Annotated in this window: 13 protein-coding genes and 1 tRNA gene; 9 read left to right on the forward strand and 5 right to left on the reverse strand. The window is 66.3% G+C overall.

The genetic code is table 11. The features are described from left to right. Positions 1-70 precede the first annotated feature (70 nt). Entirely contained in the window at positions 71-1798 is a 1728-nt protein-coding gene (locus HMPREF3097_RS00550) for a threonine/serine exporter ThrE (protein WP_070760084.1), read from the reverse strand. A 107-nt stretch (positions 1799-1905) separates the two neighbouring features. Here HMPREF3097_RS00550 and HMPREF3097_RS00555 point away from each other — a divergent pair. The 3 genes from HMPREF3097_RS00555 (at position 1906) to HMPREF3097_RS00565 (ending at position 5484) form a co-directional block, all read left to right on the forward strand. Then, positions 1906-1978 (forward strand) — tRNA-Thr (locus tag HMPREF3097_RS00555). A 495-nt stretch (positions 1979-2473) separates the two neighbouring features. Then, positions 2474-3721, forward strand: coding sequence for an acid phosphatase (locus tag HMPREF3097_RS00560; RefSeq protein ID WP_371260053.1), 1248 nt, complete (start codon positions 2474-2476; stop codon positions 3719-3721). Beyond that, positions 3721-5484, forward strand: coding sequence for an alkaline phosphatase D family protein (locus HMPREF3097_RS00565; protein WP_070760086.1), 1764 nt, complete (start codon positions 3721-3723; stop codon positions 5482-5484). Before HMPREF3097_RS00560 ends, HMPREF3097_RS00565 begins: the two co-directional genes overlap by 1 nt. 29 nt (positions 5485-5513) lie before the next feature. On the opposite strand, the gene HMPREF3097_RS00570 is transcribed toward HMPREF3097_RS00565, so the two are convergent. Together HMPREF3097_RS00570 and HMPREF3097_RS00575 are read right to left on the reverse strand one after the other, a co-directional pair. Further along, entirely contained in the window at positions 5514-6044 is a 531-nt protein-coding gene (locus HMPREF3097_RS00570; protein WP_070760088.1) for a GNAT family N-acetyltransferase, read from the reverse strand. A gap of 99 nt (positions 6045-6143) precedes the next feature. Continuing rightward, positions 6144-6950, reverse strand: a complete 807-nt coding sequence (locus tag HMPREF3097_RS00575; RefSeq protein ID WP_070760090.1) for a L,D-transpeptidase — start codon at positions 6948-6950, stop codon at positions 6144-6146. Positions 6951-7234: 284 nt separating this feature from the next. On the opposite strand from HMPREF3097_RS00575, the gene HMPREF3097_RS00580 reads away from it, so the two are divergent. Beyond that, complete coding sequence (locus HMPREF3097_RS00580; RefSeq protein WP_070760092.1) at positions 7235-7942, forward strand: response regulator transcription factor; 708 nt, start codon at positions 7235-7237, stop codon at positions 7940-7942. Positions 7943-7956: 14 nt separating this feature from the next. Beyond that, the gene (locus tag HMPREF3097_RS00585; protein ID WP_070760094.1) at positions 7957-9546 is read left to right on the forward strand and encodes a sensor histidine kinase; all 1590 of its coding nucleotides are present in this window, start codon (positions 7957-7959) and stop codon (positions 9544-9546) included. Here the strand turns inward: HMPREF3097_RS00585 and HMPREF3097_RS00590 are convergent. After that, a complete protein-coding gene (locus HMPREF3097_RS00590) occupies positions 9485-10348 on the reverse strand; it encodes an esterase/lipase family protein (protein ID WP_070760097.1) in 864 nt (287 codons plus the stop codon). The genes HMPREF3097_RS00585 and HMPREF3097_RS00590 overlap by 62 nt on opposite strands. A 20-nt stretch (positions 10349-10368) precedes the next feature. Further along, on the reverse strand, positions 10369-10806 hold the full coding sequence (locus HMPREF3097_RS00595) for an HIT family protein (protein ID WP_210398493.1): 438 nt from the start codon (positions 10804-10806) through the stop codon (positions 10369-10371). 94 nt (positions 10807-10900) lie between these two features. On the opposite strand from HMPREF3097_RS00595, the gene purD reads away from it, so the two are divergent. The 4 genes from purD to HMPREF3097_RS00615 are packed head-to-tail and all read left to right on the forward strand — an operon-like array spanning position 10901 to position 15066. Beyond that, positions 10901-12178, forward strand: a complete 1278-nt coding sequence (gene purD / locus HMPREF3097_RS00600) for a phosphoribosylamine--glycine ligase (protein ID WP_070760101.1) — start codon at positions 10901-10903, stop codon at positions 12176-12178. A 19-nt stretch (positions 12179-12197) separates the two neighbouring features. Continuing rightward, positions 12198-13100 carry an Fpg/Nei family DNA glycosylase gene (locus HMPREF3097_RS00605; protein WP_070760104.1) on the forward strand — a complete coding sequence of 301 codons (903 nt, stop codon included), beginning with the start codon at positions 12198-12200 and terminating at the stop codon, positions 13098-13100. A 55-nt stretch (positions 13101-13155) separates the two neighbouring features. Continuing rightward, the gene (gene purB, locus HMPREF3097_RS00610; protein WP_070760106.1) at positions 13156-14598 is read left to right on the forward strand and encodes an adenylosuccinate lyase; all 1443 of its coding nucleotides are present in this window, start codon (positions 13156-13158) and stop codon (positions 14596-14598) included. Between the two features lie 39 nt (positions 14599-14637). Next, on the forward strand, positions 14638-15066 hold the full coding sequence (locus tag HMPREF3097_RS00615) for an NfeD family protein (protein WP_210398494.1): 429 nt from the start codon (positions 14638-14640) through the stop codon (positions 15064-15066). Positions 15067-15108 lie beyond the last annotated feature (42 nt).

Genomic DNA, 15108 nt, shown 5'->3' on the forward strand with positions numbered 1-15108 from the left:
TTGAACTGGCGGTGGGCTTTGACGGTGAATCAAAAACTCGTTGCCTGGTAACGGGCCTATTCTACGCTAATCAGTCCCGGCCGTGTTCGGAGCCCGCAGCTGAGCCACCGTCGCCGGCCAGCCCCTGCTGGGCCGAGGAATCGACCTGCTCTTGCGGTTGCTGTTGTGCCTGCTTCTCGCTCTCCCGGATCTTCGCGAGCTTGCGGCGTTGCCTCGTCCGCAGCAGGGAGTCGATGCTCCACAGGGATCGGGTGCCCTCCCGCTTGCGGCTCATCCGCGGCACCGAGCGGTCCATAGGGTGCTGGTCCAGGGGGTGTGCCGCATGGTTGCCGTGCCGGCGCCGCGGTCGGCGTTCGCGCACCGCAATGCGGGGGCGGCGCAGGCCGTACTCCCGATGCAGGATGCGGGGGCGGCGCAGGCGGCGGGCCACCCACTCGCCGAAAACCACGCCGGCGGCCAGCGTCGTCGCCGTCGCCGCAGCCAACGCCAGGTTCGACATACCGATGACCAGCTTGTCCTGCAGGATCGAGGACATCCCCCGGTACAGCGCCAGGCCGGGCAGGAAGGGGGTGATGCCCGCCGCCGCGGTGATCTGCGGCGGCACCATGTACCGGCGGGAGAGCAGACCACCGGTCATGCCCACCAGAATCGCAGCGGCCGCAGCTGGCATCATCGTGGAGCTCTCTGCCAGCGCCTGGACGATATTGTGCGCGATGGAGGCCACCAGTGCCGTGGCGGCGGCGACCACCGTCGCGCGCCGCTCCGTAAAGCAGGCGAGGCAGAAGAAGACCGTCGCCGCCGCGCCCGAGAGCACACGCACCGTCGTCCCACCGAGTACGCCTGAGGTGGTGGACACGTCCAGGGGTGTCATGTCGATGCCGACCATGTGGACGAACTGCAGGGCCGCGCCGATGCCGGCGATGATCGCGCCCGTGTTCAGCACGGTCTCGAAGAAGCGGGCAGAGGCAGTGACCGGCGCCCCCGTCACCGCGTCCTGGAGCGCCTGGACCAGCGTCAATCCCGCCAGCTGCGCGACGATACAGGACGCCACCACCAGTGAGGGAGGGAAGTACCAGCCACGCTCCGTCGCGAATTGCGTGACCACCGCGGCGGGCAAAACCGCGATGAAGCCGCCTAGGAAGTTCTGGTAGAACTCCGGCAGCGACTTCGACGCCAACCACGCGGTTGAGAACATGATGAACAGGGTCGTGATCGTCGCGACGAAAGCGACGGCGTAGCCACCGCCCAGCAACAGGGCGATGGAGAAGGCGAAACCACCCCAGGAGAGCAAAGCCCAACGGGTGCGGAACGGCAGCGGGCTGCGCTCGATCTCGGCGAGAATCTGCTCCGCGGTATCCAGCGGGGTGGCGCCCGCGATGATGGAACGCACCAGCCGGTCGATCTCCGTGAGGCGGGAAAAGTTCGTGCTCAGGGTCTTCACGACCCGGAAGGCAGACACGGGGCTGCGGGACTCGTCGTTGTGGGCGTACACGGTGATGGTGTTCAGCGTGATGTCCACGTGCGTGTAGTGCAGGCCATACGCGGCGGCGATCGCCTTGATCTCCGCCTTCGCGTCCGAGTTGCCGGTGCCGGCGGCCAGCAGTTGGTCCCCGATGCGTGCGGCAAGGTTCAGTACGCGGTGGATTTCCTCCGGGTCCGTGAGGTTCACCGGGGCCAGCGGCGTCGGCGGCGGCGCTAACCGAATCCCGTCGATGGTCGCGCGATTGCCGGTAAAGAGCATGTCGCTGGCGCGTCGGGCGAACCGTGCTAGATAATTTGCCACAACCACACCGTACACAAGACCCTCTCCCGCACTTGAGGTGATGGTGGGTCTAAAAATTCGTGGGCTCTCGTGGTGGGCTGCTACTCTTTAAGCGCTCATGCCTCGTACGGGGTGTTGGGTGTGCCGAAGTGGCGCAATTGGCAGCGCAACGCACTTGTAATGCGTAGGTTGCGAGTTCGAGTCTCGTCTTCGGCTCAGTGAAAGGCTCCGGGAAACCGGGGCCTTTTTCTTTATGCCTTGGCTCTTGCTCCGGGGTGCGCCCGGGAGGCCGTGCGGGTGGCGGGGATAAGTCGTTGGTGGTTTGGGGAATTCAATAAAAGGGGAGGAAGGGAGAGTGTCGGAATGGTGACTTTTCAAACAAAATAAAAATTAACTCCAGTTTTGCCCCCTATTAACCCGAAATATAACTGCGGTTGGATAAGGGTTTCTCTAATTAGACCCAAATGGGGGATATTTATATCCCCGCTGGCACGAGACTGTTTTGGCGCTATTCTTCTGCTGTGTGTTCGCGTCGTGAAATGGCGTTAGATATTTTTCCGGCGCGGCCTTCTTTTCAGAAGTAATAATTCACCCCACGCGTAATGTGAAAGCCTTTTCATGCCTCAATTGACCGCAATTCGCCCGTCGCGCTCGAATAAGATCGCCGCCCGCGCGGCTGCAGCAGCCCTCGCCGCCACCCTCGCCGGCGGCATCGCCGCGAGCCCGGCAGCCACCACCGCGGCGCTCGCCGCTCCGGCCGCCTCCTCCCAGGCCGGTACCGCACCTCGAGGCAACCTGCTGCCGGAAAGCTCCGCCACCGGATCCGTCCAGCTCCCCGGCTCCTACGACCCCGCCCCCCACAACGGCGCCCCGCAGCCGCAGGCCTTCCCGGCCTCCGAGTATGGCTGGTACCTGTCGGACCTCAGCTCCCACCCTTATGGCAACTACGTCACCCTCATCGACGGCTTCAATGACCTGCGGGCCAAGCACCCGGACGTCATGAAGTCCAACCTTGACCAGGTCGCCGAGATCAACAACAACGCCCCCGCCGCCCGGATCGCCCAGGCCCAAGAGGATGCCGCGACCTCCAAGGAAGGTGTGCTCCGCATCTTCGCCGACGCCTTCGGTGAGGAGCTCGGCGAGCACTTCCGCCAGGCGCTGAAGGAGCACCGTCTTCCCAAGACCCAGATGCTTTTCGGCGGTGCCACCGCACGCGCCGGGGGAGTGGCTTCCTCCACCTTCATTGAGAAGACCTACTACAACAACGACCGCCCGTTCGTTGCCGCCCCGGAGAGGATCACCAAGCACAACCTGCCGGGCAAGGACTTCTACAGCACCTCGAAGTCCTTCCCCTCCGGGCACACGAACCAATCCACCTGGACTACCACGCTGCTGTCCTACATGCTCCCCGAGTTCGCTCCACAGCTGCTCGCCCGCGGCGCCGAGGGTGGCTACTCCCGCGTGGTCTTGGGCGTGCACTACCCGCTGGATGTCATTGGTGGCCGCATGGTCGGCACCGCTGCTGCCGCGGACCGAATGAACGACCCCCGCATGCGCGCCAACCTGGATGCTGCCGCCCAGGAGATCCGTGCTGAGCTCGAGTGGCGCTGCGGCGACACCCTCGCCAACTGCGCACAGAAGCAGGCCGAGGCCGGTAAGGGTTACAACCCAGAATCCGTGGATCGCTACACCGAGTTGATGAATTACGGCTTCACCCCGGTCTACTCCGAGTCCGCCCCGATGGTGGTCCCGCAGGCCGCGCCCGCCCTGCTGCTGGGTAAGTACCCGAACCTCTCCCACGCCCAGCGCGCCGAGATCCTCCGCCAGACTGCCGGTCCGGCCGGCTACCCGCTGGATAAGCAGGGCCCGGAGGGTTCCTGGCAGCGACTCAACCTGGCCAAGGCTCTCAGCGCCACGGTCACCATCTCCGACGACGGCTCCGTGGAGGTGGCTGGCTAATGGCAACGCTTACTCGCCGCCGCGTCCTGCAGGGCATGGCCGCCACCGGTGGGGTGGCCGCCGCGGGGAGCCTGCTGCCCGCCGCCCAGGCAGCCCCCGCCCGCACCGTGTTGGGTGCGGAGAACTGGGACCCCGAGGTCTTCGCCCACTCCGTCGCCTCCGGGGATCCGACCGCCAGCGCCGTCATCATCTGGACCCGCGTGACCCCAACGAAGGACGCACAGCCCGGCTCGGGGAAGGGGCCGGACGTCCCCGTGACGTGGGAGGTCGCCACCGACCCCGAATTTCAGGACGTCGCCGCGTCCGGGAAGGTCACCGCCAGCGCCGAGTTCGACCACACCGTCAAGGTCGACGCCACCGGCCTAGGATCCGCCACCACGTATTTTTATCGCTTCACGGCCGACCTGGGGCAGCGCAAGGCGACCTCCCGGGTGGGGCGTACCCGCACCGCCCCGGGCTCCGGCGACGATGTCAGCGCGATCCGCTTCGGCGTGTGCAGCTGCTCGAACTACGAGGCCGGCTTCTTCCGCAGCTACCGGGACATGGCCGAGCGCGATGACCTGGAATTCGTCCTGCACCTGGGTGACTACACCTATGAATACGAGACCGGAGGCTACACCGGGGTTTACGGCCAGCAGCCCCGCACCGTGGAGCCCGCGCACGTCACTCAGACACTCGCGGACTTCCGCATCCGCCAGGGCTGCTACCGCAAGGACGCCGATCTCGCCGACCTGCACGCAGCCAAGCCAATGGTCTGCGTGTGGGACGATCACGAGTTCGCGGACAATAACTGGCGCGAGGGTGCGACCGGGGAGAGCTTCAAGAAGGGAGACGACTACCCGGCGCTAAAGGCAGCCGCCTCCCGGGCATACTTCGAGTGGATGCCCGTGCGGGTGCGCCCCGAGGCGCGCGCCCAGCACCTCTACCGCACCTTGCAGTACGGCCCATTGATGGAGATCATCATCCCGGACCTGCGCTCCTACCGCGATGCGCAGCTGATCCAGTCCGGCGACCACCTGCTGGACTCCGACCCGGACTTCATTCGCGCCGCCGGTCGGGAGGGCCGCACCATGATGGGGCGCAGCCAGTTCGAGTGGTTCAGCAACGCCATCAAATCCTCCACCGCGAAGTGGCAGGGCATCGCCAATGAGGTGATGTTTGCGCCGATGACCCTGCCAGCGACCCTGGATCCGAAGCTGCACACCTGGCTGGTGGAGAAGATCGGTCTGCCGGAGCAGGGCATCCCGCTGAACCCCGACCAGTGGGATGGCTACATGGTGGAGCGGCAGAAGATCATCGACATGATCGCCGGGCTGCCGGATAAGAACGTGGTCTTCCTGACCGGGGATATCCACAGCTCCTGGGCGAACGATATTCCGCGGGATATTTTCGGCTACCGCACCGGGCAGAACACGAAGGCGGTGGCCACCGAGTTCGTGACCCCGTCGGTGACCGCGAAGAGCGCCTTCGATTCTTTGGCGGTCAGCCGCGCCTTCGACGCCGCCACTCGGCAGCTGCTGTACACCGGCGAGAACCTGCTCTCCGGGGTGAACCGTTGGTTCAAGTGGATCAACTTCACCGATCACGGCTACATGGCCGTGGAGGTGGGGCAGAAGGCCACGCAGTGCGACTGGCACTACGTGGACCACGTGCTGGCCAAGGACACCCCGTTCCGCCTGGGCAATAGCTTCCGGGCCGAGGTGGGCTCCCCTGGTGCCCGTAGCGTTGGCGCGGGCCTCAATCGCGCCCAGCGGGTTTATTAGTCCGACCGGGAGCGGGGAAGGGGCGCTTGCTAGAAGCGGTAGACCATGACGTAGCACTCCTCGTGGGGTGCCACGCCGTGGTCGACGAAGCCGAACTTGGAGTACATGCGGCGGGCGCGGTCATTGCCGAAGTCCACCGCCAGGCTGACGGAGTGGTAGCCCTTCGCGCGGGCGTGGTCCAGGGTCGCGCCCAGGAGCCTGCGGCCCAGCCCAAGGCCGGTCATCGTCGGGCGGAGCGCGATGGCCAGCTCCGGGATGTCATCGGAGATGTAGCCCGCGCCGGGCTCGGATTCGGTGAAGTTACGCAGCCACGCAGCGCCCGCGGGTGCGCCCTCGTACTCGGCGATGATTCCGCCCTGCTCCGCGGTCCACATGTCCACGTAACGGACCAGATCGTCCTGGAAGTGCTCGGAGACGTCCTTTCCAGGATCACCCCAGGTATCAGTTTCGCGGAACATTTCCGTGATGAAACCGCGGTCGCCCTCGCTCGCGACGCGAAAAGTGAGCGCGTCGGTGGACGGGCGCTCGGCTGCTGACTCTGCCTGAATATCCTCACTCATGCCACAAATATAGAACACCGGCGCCGAACCGCGGGATCGGGGATCCGCGCTCAGCGCCGGTGCGCTCAGATATCTAAGGAGCTCTCAGCAGCTCGGGGATTAGTAGATGTAGACCTTGTCGCCCGGCTGCAGGTAGTTGAAGAAAGTCCGGGCAGCCTCGCCGTTCATGCGAACGCAGCCAGCGGACTGCACATTGGTCGTGCCCTGGTGGAAGGCGTGACCGTTGTTCGTGAAGTACACGGCGTACGGCATCGGCGCGTTACCGAACTCATAGCTGATCTCGTCCTTGATCTTGCGGGTCACGGTGAACATGCCGCGCGGGGTCTCCTGGCCTGGGCGGCCAGTGGAGACGATGACCGGGCCGTAGGAGCGCTTGCCGCCCTTCTGCAGCCAGGCGCGCTGGGCCTTGATGTCCACGCACGCGTGCGCGGAGGCCGGGCACGGGTTGGACGCCGGGCGGGCCTGCTTCTTCGGGGCCTGCTTCTTTGGCGCTGGCTTTGGGGCCGGTTTCGGCGCACGGGCTGCCTCGCGCTGGTGCAGGGCGCCCGGTGCGACGGCGTTGACGAAGTTATCGATGCCCTGGATCACCGGGGTGCGGAACTGCGGCGGCAGGTTCTTGGCCTGGGCAACCAGCGCGTCGCGGGCGTTCAGCAGGGCAGCCACGCCGTTGGCCTGAGCCTGGCGCAGCTGGGCGTCGAAGTCAGCCTGCAGCTGGGCGATCTGCGGCGGCAGGGAGGGGGCCGCCAGGGAGGAGCCGAGCTGCGGGGCAGCGCTGGCCTCAGAGGCAGTGGCGACGGATGCCCCAACGCCGAGGGTGGATGCGCCGAGTGCGAGGGCAGCAGCGCCCGCGAACTGCTTCTTGGAGGTGTTGGACACCTTGCGGTGCTTGCCGATGTAACGAGTCATGCGCTTCAGAATAAACCCATTTGTACGTGAGAGAAAGCTGAACGCGCCGGTTGAGCCTCCTGTTAATGCTGCGTTTAGCTGGCTGCGTTCAACTGGCAACGCTGCCCGTGGGGTGGCGGTGGGCGAGCCAGGCCCCCGGATCCGCCGCGACCGCGTCTCAATGTTGCCGGGCCCCACATCGCCCGCGCCGGGAATAATCTCCAGCGGTCAAGCGCTAGAATATGTACAGCAAGCATTCAGCAAGCTCCCAGTCTCGGTGGAAGCAGATCGGTGAAAATAGAGCCATGACTACCCCAAACACGCAGCCCGTTAAGGTTCTCGTCGTCGACGATGAGGACAACATCTCCGACCTGATCAAGGTCAGCCTGAAGTTCCAGGGCTTCGACGTGGAGACTGCTGACAACGGGCAGACCGCGCTGGAGATCGCGGACACCTACCGCCCCGACGCCTTCATCCTGGACGTCATGATGCCCGGCATGGACGGCTTCACCCTGCTCAACAAGCTCCGCGAGGCCGGCCACGACGCCCCGGCCCTCTTCCTCACCGCCAAGGACGGCGTGGAGGACCGCATCCACGGGCTGACCATCGGTGCGGATGACTACGTCACCAAGCCCTTCTCTCTGGAGGAGGTCATCACCCGACTGCGTGTGATCCTGCGCCGCGTGGCCAAGGACGACTCCGAGGAATCCAGCCTCATCACCTACGAGGACATCACCCTGGACGACGACATGCACGAGGTCACCAAGGCCGGGGAGGTCGTGGACCTGTCCCCGACGGAATTCCAGCTGCTGCGCTACCTGATGGTCAACGCAGAGGTCGTCCTCTCCAAGTCCAAGATCCTGGACCACGTGTGGAACTACGACTTCGGCGGGGACGGCAACGTCGTCGAGTCCTACGTCTCCTACCTGCGCCGGAAGATCGACACGAAGGAGCCCCGCCTGATCCACACCGTCCGTGGCGTGGGTTACGTGCTGCGTAAGCCGCGCTCCTAGGTTTTGCCTGGTCGATGGCTTCCCTCCCTGAGAATTCGGACGTCCCCGCCACCGGGACAGCGAACCCCGCTGGTTCCCCTGGCGCGGACGATGCCGGCACCGCTGACTGGCCGGTGGATGACGAGCACGGTGAGTTCCAGCGCCCCGGGCGCTTCCTGTCGAACTTCCCGCTGCGTGTCAGCCTTGTCGTCGTCATGACGTTCCTCGCCGCACTCGGCCTATCCTTTTCCGGCGCGGTGACGACCTCGACGCTGCAGCACTTCATGGTCTCGCGCGTGGATGACCAGCTCAACAGCGCGATCAACGGTTGGGCCTACCGGACCACCGACGACGAACGCTCCTATCAGGACAGGCCCGGTAGCAGCACCCCGCAGCCCAACCGGCCGCCCACGGATTTTTTCGTCCGCGTGGTGGACGGGGAGATCTCCATCGAACCGCTGAACTCGGTCTTCGATTCCGCCCCGGAGCTGCGGGGATTGGAACAGCCGAGGGAGCCCGTGACGGTCCCCGCCCGCGCGGGTAGCGCGTCCCACGCCCCGTGGCGGGCGGCCTCCGTCGAGAACCAGGACGGCACCGTCACCATCGTCGCCCTGCCCCTGGAGGGCGAGGAACACACCATCCGCAGGCTGGTGTACCTGCAAATCATCATCGGTTTCCTGGTGGTGGCGTCCATCATGATCGTCTCCCAGTACCTGGTGCGCCGCGCCCTGCGCCCGCTGAACCAGGTGGAGGAGACCGCCTCCCTGATTTCCCAGGGGCACCTGGACCAGCGCGTCCCGAACTGGGAGCCGGACACCGAGGTCGGTCGACTGGCACAGGCCTTCAACCGGATGCTCGCGCAGATCCAGGGTGCGTTCCTCGCGGTGGGTGCCTCCGAGCGCCAGGCCCGCAAGTCCGAGGCCACGATGCGCCGCTTCATCGGGGATGCCTCCCATGAGCTACGCACCCCGCTGACCTCCGTGCGTGGTTACGCGGAGCTCTACCGCTCCGGGGCCACGGACGATGCGGACATGGTTATCGGCCGCATCTCCGACGAGGCCGAGCGGATGGGGCTGCTGGTGGAAGACCTGCTGGCCCTGGTCCGCATGGACGAGGGGCGCCCGCTGCAGAATCAGCGGGTGGACGTGCTGGAGCTGGCGCTGCGCGCCGCGGACGGGGCTCGGGCGGGGTTCCCGGGGCGCAACATCGGCGTCGAGAATCACTACGGCTCCATCCCGGTCGTGATGGGCGACGCCAACCGCCTGCACCAGGTGATCAGCAACCTGCTCACGAACGCGCTGAAGCACGCCGGTGAGGACGCCAGCGTGAAAATCAGCCTGCTCAAGACAAGCCCGGAGCTGGTCACCATCGAGGTCCAGGACGACGGCGAGGGCATTCCTGCCGACGCCCTGCCGCACCTCTTCGAGCGTTTCTACCGGCCGGACGTCTCCCGCTCCCGCGCCTCGGGCGGCTCCGGGCTGGGCCTGTCCATCGTGCAGTCCCTGGTCAAGGCGCACGGCGGGGCGATCACCGTGGACTCCACGGTGGGGGAGGGCACCACGTTCAGGGTGCAGCTGCCCGTGGCGCCGGAGGATTCTCAAGCGCAAACTTCACCAGAAGACTGACCTTTTGGTTGCGGGGCAGCATATTGTGCGCCACCTGCAGCTGCGGGTAGAAGTCCTGCACTCGCACCAACCGCAGCGGGCCCGGATGCTGCGGGATACCACCGGTGGGTTCGGCATCGCCCAGGGCGAAGGCCGCGTTGAGGGGGACCAGGCGGTCGTAATCGGAGGCGATCTGTGTGATCGGCACGGTGCACTCCCCGGCGGGCGCCAGTGCATCGGCCAGCGCGGGGGAGCCCACAACCTGCTCCGCGAAGGCAGGAGCCATGACGGTGCTGATCACCCGGTTGACCAGGGTCTCCCGCGCGGTCCCGGACCAGGGCATGTGCACGCCCCGGAAGTCCGCGCCCAGGCCCACGATGTGGTTGACTGCCTCCCCGCCGGGGCGGCTCGCCACGGCCAAGGAGATCAACCCGCCCTGGGAGTGGGCAACCAGGTCGAAGGACTCCGCTCCGGTGGCTTCCTGGAGCGCGGCGATCTGCGCTCGGGCTTGGGCGATGGATTGCGCCAACGGCGTGGTTCCGTTGTCCCCATAGCTGACGGAGAACACTCGCCGGTCCCGCCCGTCGAAGGTGCTGCGCAGGTAGGGCACCATGCGCGCGAAGTTCCCGCGACCACCCACGGTGCCGTGCACCACCACGATGGGGCGCGGCTCGGAGGGCAGCACCCGGTGGGTGGGGGATTCATTCCATTCGCCCAGATCCGGGATGTGAGCCAGCAGCGAGCGCCGCGGGGTAGCCTCCTGGCCCAGACCGGAGTGCAGGATGGGGCTGCGGCCTGGGTTCCGGGGCGTAGATGGGGACATATCGTTCTAGAGCGCTGGTGTTAGGCCTCGTCCTCCGGCACGCCAGCAACCCCCTGGCTGCGCAGCTCCGCGCGGATCTTCGCCGCCGCATCGTCCATCTTTTCCGGGTCCGTCTGATCCATCGGGATGATGTTCTGCAGGCTATAGCCGGACATGTCGGAGGCCGGGAACAGGTGGATGTGGGTGTGCGGCACCTCGAAACCAGCGATCATGTAGCCGCACCGCGGGGCGTCGAAGACCTCGCAGATGGCCTTGCCGATCACCTGGGCGACCTCGTTGAGCTTGCCCCACAGCTCGGCCGGGACGTCGGTCCAGCGGTCGATCTCCTGGGTCGGGACAACCAACACGTGGCCGTAAGCAACCGGCTCGATGGTGAGGAATGCGGCGACCTCGGCGTCGCGGTAGACGAAGCGACCCGGAAGTTCGCCGTTGATGATTTTCGTGAAAACGGTAGCCATACCACGCGATGTTACCCGCGAAACCATCGGCGAACACCGGCTTTGGGGCAGCGTCGCGTCGCGCTGTCTGGCTGGCTCGCTAGACTGGGACACTATGCGCATTCTTGTACTTGGCAGCGGTGCCCGCGAGCACGCATTGGCTTATTCCCTGTCCCGCGATGAGTCCGTCTCTGAGGTCCACGTCAGCCCCGGCAACCCGGGCATGAAGGCCATCGCCACGCTCCACCCGGATGACTCGAATCCGGTGGGCTTGGCCCAGGAACTCGGGGTGGATCTGGTCGTGATCGGCCCGGAGATCCCGCTGGTCGCGGGCGTGGGAGACGATCTGCGTGAGGCGGGCTTCGCGGTCTTCGGCCCGTCCAAGGCTGCGGCCCAGATCGAGGGGTCCAAGGCTTTCGCGAAGGACGTCATGGCGCGCGCCGGGGTCCGCACCGCTTCGGCGGAGTCCCTGCAGCCGGGCACGTCGGATGCTGAGATCGAGGCCACCCTGGACCGTTTCGGTCCTCGCTTCGTCGTGAAGGACGACGGCCTGGCCGCCGGTAAGGGAGTCGTCGTCACCGACGACCGTGCTGCCGCGCGCGCCCACATCGACGACGTCCACGCCGCTGGCAACCCGGTGCTGCTGGAAAGCTTCCTCGATGGCCCGGAGGTCTCCCTGTTCTGCCTGGTGGACGGCGAGACGGTCGTCCCGTTGATCCCGGCGCAGGACTTCAAGCGCGTCGGTGAGGGCGATACCGGCCCGAACACCGGCGGCATGGGTGCCTACACGCCGCTGCCGTGGCTGCCGGAAGACGGCGTGCAGCGCATCGTCGACGAGGTCTGCATCCCCGTCGCCAAGCAGATGGCCGAGGATGGGGTGCCGTACTCCGGCCTGCTCTACGCGGGTCTGGCCTGGACCTCCAATGGCCCGGAGGTTATCGAATTCAACTGCCGTTTCGGTGATCCGGAGACCCAGCCGGTGCTGCAGCTGCTCGAAACCCCGCTGGCGGGTGTGCTGAACGCTGTCGCCACGGGCTCGCTCGCGGAGCTGCCACCGCTGCAGTGGAAGGACGGTTACGCGCTGACCGTCGTGCTCGCTGCAGAGGGCTACCCGGAGTCCGCGAAGAAGGGCGGGGTCATCACGGGTGCTGAGGCGGGCAGCGAGGTCCGTGGTGTCCGCGCTGCTGGCGTGGCAGAGAAGGACGGCGAGCTCGTCGCTTCTGGCGGCCGTGTGCTCAACGTGGTCGGCGAGGGTACGACCCTCGAGGAGGCCCGCGAGAAGGCCTACGCCACCCTTGCCACCATCGACCTGCCGGGCGGGCACTTCCGCAAGGACATCGCCCTGGCTGCCGTCGAGGGCAAGATCACCGTCCCGGGCGAGGGGCAGGCCTAAGCCAGAAGGCTAGAAACCGATGCCCGAAGGACACGTGATTCACCGGCTGGCGGCTCAGCTCAATCAGCTGTTCGCCGGCCACGCCCTGCGCGTAACCAGCCCGCAGGGCCGCTTCGCCGAGGAGGCCGGCGCCCTGACCGGCGACATGCTGGACCGGGCGGAGGCCTGGGGCAAGCACCTGTTTTTAAGCTTCGGCAACCCCCGTAACCCGCACCGGCGGGCAGATCACATCATCCATATCCACCTGGGCCTGATCGGCACCATGGCCGTCGAGCCCTTCACCGGTGGCCAACCCCGCGGCCAGGTGCGCCTCCACCTACACCGCATCGACGCCGAGGGTGGAGAGGACATGTGTACCTGGGGCAATGCGATGGAGGCGAATCTGCGCGGCCCCCAGTGGTGCCGACTCATCACCGACGAGGAGATGGATGCCGCGGTCGCCAAGCTCGGCGCCGACCCGCTGCGCTCCACCGACCCGGAGGTAGATCCGGAGAACGCCGCGAAGCTGGCGGAGCTCGATGACTTCCTTTCCCGTTCTCGCCGCACGATCGGATCGGTCCTCATGGACCAGGCCCGCTATGCCGGGGTGGGCAACATCTACCGCGCCGAAACCCTCTTCCGCCTGGGCATTCACCCGGACGTCCGGGCCTGCGACCTGGCGGCGGAGGAGCGCGAGAGTATTTGGCAGGACCTCGTGGAGCTCATGGCCGAGGGGGAGGCCAGCGGGCGGATCGACACCGTGCGCCCGGAACACACCCCGGAGGCGATGGAGCGGGCTCCGCGCAAGGACGACCACGGTGGCGAGGTCTACGTGTATCGGCGTGCCGGTCAGCCCTGCTACGTCTGTGGCGAGGAGATCAGCCACCGCGTGGTTCAGGGGCGCAACCTGTTCTGGTGCCCTGGCTGCCAACCCTTGGCATAGCCCTTAAACCACTGGTCGCCAGCCCCGCGGCACAGCCCTGTGCCGCTGTGGGATAATGAGGGGCGTGACTGCTGCAAAGAAGAATATTTCCAACGTCCTCGCCACCCGCTACGCCTCCCCGGAGATGACCAACCTGTGGTCCCCGGAGGAGAAGATCAAGATGGAGCGCCAGCTCTGGCTCTCCGTGATGAAGGCCCAGAAGGAACTCGGCATCGAGATCCCGGCTGAGGCCCCGGCCGCCTATGAGAAGGTCCTCGACCAGGTGGACCTGGGCTCCATCGCTGAGCGGGAGAAGGTCACCCGCCACGACGTGAAGGCCCGCATCGAGGAGTTCAACGACCTCGCCGGCTTCGAGGAGATCCACAAGGGCATGACCTCCCGCGATCTCACGGAGAACGTGGAACAGCTGCAGATCTACCGCTCCCTCGTGCTGGCCCGCGATAAGGCTATCGCCGTCCTGAATCGGATCGGTCGCCTGGCCGGCGAGTACCAGGGGCTCGTGATGGCGGGTCGTTCCCACAACGTCGCCGCGCAGGCCACCACCCTGGGCAAGCGCTTCGCTTCCGCGGCCGATGAGCTGCTGCTGGGCCTGGCGCGCGCCGACGAGCTGTTGTCCCGCTACCCGCTGCGCGGAATCAAGGGCCCGATGGGTACCGCGCAGGACATGCTGGACCTGCTGGGCGGTGACGAGGCGAAACTCGCGCACCTGGAGACGCAGATCGCCGACGGTCTGGGCTTTGGTCAGGTATTCAACTCTGTCGGCCAGGTCTACCCGCGCTCCCTCGACTTCGACGCCCTGTCCGTCCTCGTGGAGCTGGGCGCGGCGATGAGCTCGCTGTCCATGACGATCCGCCTCATGGCGGGCAACGAGACCGTCACCGAGGGCTTCAAGGAGGGCCAGGTCGGCTCGTCCGCGATGCCGCACAAAATGAACGCCCGCTCCTGCGAGCGCGTCGGCGGCATGCAGGTCCTGCTGCGCGGTTACCTGACGATGGCGGCTGACCTCTCGGGTGCCCAGTGGAACGAGGGCGACGTCTTCTGCTCCGTCGTCCGCCGCGTCGCCCTGCCGGATGCCTTCTTCACCTTCGACGGCATGTGCGAGACCTTCCTCACCGTGCTCGACGAGTTTGGGGCCTTCCCGGCGATGATCGAGCGCGAGCTGGAGCGCTACCTGCCGTTCCTGGCTACCACCCGCATCCTCATGGCTGCTGTGCGCGCGGGAGTGGGCCGCGAGACCGCCCACGAAGTCATCAAGGAAAACGCCGTGGGCATGGCGCTGGACATGCGCGAGCGTGGCGCGGAGCAGAACCTCATCGAGCGCCTGGCCAACGATGAGCGCCTGCCGATGAATGAGCAGGATCTCCACGGCGCCCTGGCTGACCGCAAGGCCTTCATTGGTGCGGCCGAGTCCCAGGTCGCCCGCGTGCTTGACCGCGTGGCATCCATCGTCGAGGCCCACCCAGACGCAGCGGCCTACACCCCTGGCGAGATTCTTTAAACCGGCACCGCCCCCACGCAATTCGGTAAATTCGAAGGCGTGGGAGCATTGATTTGGTTTATCGCAGCCCTGGTCCTCGCCGGTCTTGAACTGGCGGCCGGGGAGTTCACCCTGCTCATGCTGGCCGGTGGCGCGACCGTCGGTGGCCTCGTGGAGTGGGCGGGCGCACCGACCTGGGCGGCGATCGTCGCCTTCGGCATCGCCACTGCTGGGCTGATCCTGTTCCTGCGCCCCATTCTTCGCCGCAGGATGCACGGACCGAAGGTGCTCGATACCTCCCAGCAGGCCTTGGTCGGCGCGACCGCTGAGGTTCTGGAGGACGTCGGCGCCCGCGGTGGGCAGATCCGCCTGGACGGTTCCATCTGGTCCGCGCGCTCGATGGACCCATCTGAGACCTTCACAAGAGGCGAAGAGGTTCACGTCATCGATATTGATGGCCCGACCGCTGTCGTGTGGAAACACGGCTAGCGGGAAATCAGTCCGTGAAAGAACCAACCAGGAAACGGTAAA

The sequence above is a fragment of the Corynebacterium sp. HMSC27B11 genome, from assembly GCF_001815985.1.
GTDB lineage: Bacteria > Actinomycetota > Actinomycetes > Mycobacteriales > Mycobacteriaceae > Corynebacterium.